Source organism: Cytobacillus sp. FSL M8-0252 (genome assembly GCF_038007345.1).
GTDB lineage: Bacteria > Bacillota > Bacilli > Bacillales > Cytobacillaceae > Cytobacillus > Cytobacillus kochii.
In genome coordinates this window covers 1-3,724 of record NZ_JBBOWZ010000005.1, presented here as the reverse complement: position 1 = coordinate 3,724, position 3,724 = coordinate 1, and the positions used below count along the sequence as shown (strand labels likewise).

The following is a 3,724-nucleotide window of genomic DNA, read 5'->3' as shown; positions in this document are numbered from 1 at the left end:
CCAAAAAGCCTTTAATAAAAATAAAAAATAGACCCCCTTGAGCTGAAACGGCATTTAAGGGTGGGTCTATTCCTACTTTTAGCCAACCCCTATTAGGTCGGTTATTTTTAATATATCATAAAAAAATATATTTTTATTTAAGTTACTTAAATTATTGATTTTAAGTTACCTTTATATTATAATTAAAGTAACTTAAATTATTGGAGGTTTTTTATATGTTTGTAATACGTGGTGGAGATGGTCAAATTGTCGTTAGCACAGCATGGGATGAAACAAACGGAAAAGAAATTCAGTACGAAACTTATGAGCAAGCTGAACAAGCATTGAACGAATTGAAAAAAAGTTTGCCAAAGGATCTTTTCAAAATTGAAGCTACAAAATGCGAACGTTGCAATGGTAATAATGACCTTGCAATAATTCATGTAAATGACGAAGCAAAAGCATATTGCCAAGATTGCCGAGTAGAAATGTTCACGAAAAAAAGAACAGTCGGACGTCCATCTGTAGGAATAACAAAAAAGGTATCACTGACACTTCCTGAAGAAGAATGGAACTGGTTAGACAAACAAGCCGAAGGAAATCGTTCGCAGTATCTTAGACGATTAGTTTGGGAAGCACAATCCAGCGAATACGAATGGAGCAACAACGCTAGTTTAGGTTATGCCATTTTAGGAGCAAAAAACCTTGGATATACTGACAAACAAATCGAAGAACTAGTTAGAGCAATTTACCGAGAGTTCGATATGAAAACTCTCGATGAAGCCAAAAAAGTTTACAACCAATCACCGTACTGAAAAGTGCGAGTGCCCATCTATGCACCTTAAAAAATGTGCTGATGGGTACTCACTCCGTTCGTAAAAAATAATGCTTCGCATTGAACCCACAGGGGCAAAAAAAAAACGCAGAAGAAAATTCTTCTGCTTTATCAAAACCACGCTTGACGAAAACCTTATTTTAAACAGGTTTTAGCACGTCACTCGATAGAGTGTATAAGTGCGCCCTTTTCATTTTTAACAAAATAAAAAAGGGGTCAAAATCAACCCCTCTGAATGACATAATTTTTTAATCCAATATGCCACCTTGCGATGACATCGAAAGTACCATTTGCTACTTCATCATCTTCCGAAATCTTCACAAGGTCTCCATCTTCCGCATCTCCTAGATTCAATTCCTTGTGGATCTCTTTCAAAAGACCTCCGTATCCTATCAATCTTTTATAAGCAAGAGCATCATCCAATGCTAAAACCGTTTCGACATTTTCCGACGTTATTTGATTCCCTTTAATAACATCCGTATCTTTGACTGGATACTTTGAAACTTCCAAAATAGCATTTTGTTCTTTCATAGCATTTTTTAAATCTTTTTCATAGATTTCCAGTTCATTTAATTTTTCTTTTGGTTTTACTTTTTGAATATGAACAATTGGCTTATAGTCTAATTTCATAGCTTTTTGCCAAAGGCTTGTCCATTCTGATTGCTTTATGTAATTCTTTGAAAAATAACTAGGAGGAACACAGAGCAACACATGAAAATGAGGATGATACGTTCCGAATGACTTACTTTCTGGGTCTCGATTCTTCGTAACCTCTAAAGCTCTAAAAAAGCCCCTTACAGACGTTTTAAAGGCTTTATAATCTTTCAACCTCTTAAACCCCTTAGACATAGCTGAAATCGTCTCAGAAAGACTCTCAGCGTCTGTATTTTTAACAGTAAGGGTTAAGAATAACCACCGAACGTTTTCACGCTCATTGACCGTCTCAACGATTCTCTTATTATGATAAGCAATTTTCAACGACCTTCTCCAGTTACACATAGGACATAACCTCACTTTACAAAACCATGCTTGATATAGCTTCAACGCTTCTCCTGTATGCTTGAAAACTAATTGCGTAGCACAATCTCTCATCCGTTCAGCTTTGCTATGTAATCCTGCAACATCGAAGTGATCGGCTGTCAAAAGGGAACGTTTCTTTTTGCCCTTCCAATCTCTCTCTTTGCCCGATTTTGTTCGGTCTACCAAAATTTCGGTAGTTGATTTTTCGGACGTTTCAATGTTATTATTTTTGTACATGATAAAACAAATACTCCTTTCTGAATAACCTTCAGGAAGGCATAAAAAGACCCCTGATGATATTTGGTAGTTTCTCGACAATTCAACCTTATCACAGGGTCTTTTTGCTGTCTACCACCAAAAACAGCCTTCAAGCCAGTTGTATCAAGGCTTTAAGCCTATTTTCAAAAACGCCATTGTTTCTATTAGTATCAAGATAAGAAAAAACAAAAAAAGGCCCCTGAAAACAGGGACCTTTTTTTAGCCAAAATGGCTTTTCTCCAAGCAAGGTCCGGGTAGTATTTTTTGAGAAAACCACTCAAAAAATCTCCACCCTTTCCCCCTTGCTTTACGAAATTTTGGCGGTGCTTATATTTCGCCAAGCCGACACACCTAAAACGAGGAATCGAGGAATCGGCTTGCTCATGCCATCATACCGCCAAAACCGCCGGTACATCCGATCCAAAATGTTCTCCTAAAACACAAACTAGCTACGCTATGCGGGGGCTTCCCCCACACCCCCTTGCCTGCCTCAACCCTAAAACAAGGGTTCAAAACAAACTTAACTGGATATTTTGCTTCTCATATTCCATTCGATAGATATTCAATATTTTTTGATTATATCTAGGATATAAATCTAGCATAATAAACTCTAATTCTTCTTTTGTGAGATTATCTAAAACGTTCTTCCCATCCCTCTTATAAACATCAGTCATGAAATGTTTATTTATTTTTTTATATAATTTGCTATAAAGCATAGGGGTATTATTATTTTTAGTGTTAATCAATCCCAAGACTATAATCATGTGATTAATGGCTTTTTTATACCTGAAAAAATTTGAATCATTTTTTACCCGTTCATGGTCTTTCATTTCCTCGTTATAATTATCCCGAGAAACGACAATCCATCCTTTTTCTTTATAAAATTTTATAGCTTCGGATTCATACCTGTAAAATTCCTTCGTAGTATTTTTTTCCCTATCCAATTCCTTGAGAACAATATATTTTGTGTCCTTATGAAGATACAGCACAATTTTGTCTCTGTTATCAAAATAACGTGGAATTCTAGAAGTATGTTCAATCCATCGGATTAAAAAAGAATCTTCAGTTTCACCAACGTAAACAGTATTAAGCTTTTTATTTATAATCGCATATATCCCTGCATTTAAAAGGCTATTTACTCCTACTTCCAAAACTCCCACCACTTCTTTCGAGATGCAGCCGCGATTTGTTTCTTGGTATCTTGCAGTTCTCGAATGGCTGCCATTAAATTATTATCTCGTTGATCCATTCGCTCCAGGAGTTTTTTATTAAACTCTTCCTGCTTTTTTATGAATTGCACAAATGGATTTTCTTCTTCTTGTAGCGATATATCGGGTTTCGCTATAAGTAAACTGGCACGAAACAAACTCGCTACATGCTGAACAGATTCATCAAGCGATTTTCCCATCTCTTTTAGATGGCAAATGTACTCTAAAAAACGAATATCATCCTCGCTATATTGTCTCCAATTTTTCTCATCTTTTTTAAAAGAATATCCTTGTTCTTCAAGCATTTGCGAGTATTTTCTAACGGTGACCGCCTCTATTGAAAGTCGCTTTGCAACGTCTTTGCTAGAGTAATATAAATCGTTTTTCATACCTATCACCTCTAGCAAATGATTCGATATAAAAC

The 3,724-nt window shown here is 35.9% G+C and carries 4 protein-coding genes; 1 reads left to right on the top strand and 3 read right to left on the bottom strand.

The genetic code is table 11. The annotated features are described in order from the left end of the window. Positions 1-215 precede the first annotated feature (215 nt). Entirely contained in the window at positions 216-794 is a 579-nt protein-coding gene (locus MKX83_RS24555; RefSeq protein WP_341060530.1) for a DUF2239 family protein, read from the top strand. Between the two features lie 242 nt (positions 795-1,036). On the opposite strand, the gene MKX83_RS24550 is transcribed toward MKX83_RS24555, so the two are convergent. The 3 genes from MKX83_RS24550 to MKX83_RS24540 form a co-directional block, all read right to left on the bottom strand. Then, on the bottom strand, positions 1,037-2,071 hold the full coding sequence (locus MKX83_RS24550; protein ID WP_341060527.1) for a protein rep: 1,035 nt from the start codon (positions 2,069-2,071) through the stop codon (positions 1,037-1,039). Between the two features lie 530 nt (positions 2,072-2,601). Continuing rightward, on the bottom strand, positions 2,602-3,243 hold the full coding sequence (locus tag MKX83_RS24545) for a hypothetical protein (protein WP_341060525.1): 642 nt from the start codon (positions 3,241-3,243) through the stop codon (positions 2,602-2,604). After that, a partial coding sequence (locus tag MKX83_RS24540; RefSeq protein WP_445293190.1) for a DUF3967 domain-containing protein occupies positions 3,234-3,724 on the bottom strand: 491 nt, incomplete at its 5' end. The genes MKX83_RS24540 and MKX83_RS24545, both read right to left, overlap by 10 nt.

What these genes read in the sequence shown, in the direction of transcription:
- MKX83_RS24555 (WP_341060530.1), top strand. Translation starts at nt 216, where the DNA reads ATGTTTGTAATACGTGGTGGAGATGGTCAAATTGTCGTTAGCACAGCA.
- MKX83_RS24550 (WP_341060527.1), bottom strand. Translation starts at nt 2,071, where the DNA reads ATGTACAAAAATAATAACATTGAAACGTCCGAAAAATCAACTACCGAA.